1 protein-coding gene is annotated in these 344 nt (G+C 72.7%); it reads left to right on the top strand.

Translation table 11 applies throughout. From position 1 onward, the window contains the following. Positions 1-344 (top strand): hypothetical protein (locus UK12_RS42235; protein WP_045307099.1); only part of this gene is annotated, 344 nt, incomplete at both ends.

Below are 344 nucleotides of genomic sequence, written 5' to 3'. Positions count from 1 at the left end.
CCCTGCGCGGACACGTCGACGACGCCCCGACCGTCTGGTGTGTCACCCGCCGGCGGGGTTCCGCCAACGGCCCGGTGGACAACGCCCTGCTCTCCATGACGATCCATCACGAGCGAGTGGCACTCAGCCGTCTGGGTGAAGCCGAGGCGGACGCGCTCCCCGCCGACCTGCTGGGTGCCGAACCGGATGCCGAACTCGCCCGTGTGCTGGCCGATGCGGGCGTGCACCCCGAGGCGTTGAAGGCGCTGGTCGAGGGAGTGCGGGAGCAGGGCTGCCTGACGTTCGGGCCGACGGCCCGGCTCACCTCGTACGCGACCCCCGAGCGCGTCCGCCTCCTCGTGCAG

Source organism: Saccharothrix sp. ST-888 (genome assembly GCF_000955975.1).
Taxonomy (GTDB): domain Bacteria; phylum Actinomycetota; class Actinomycetes; order Streptomycetales; family Streptomycetaceae; genus Kitasatospora.
Note: the sequence above shows the minus strand (reverse complement) of the source record. Positions and strands in the feature narration are given on the sequence as shown.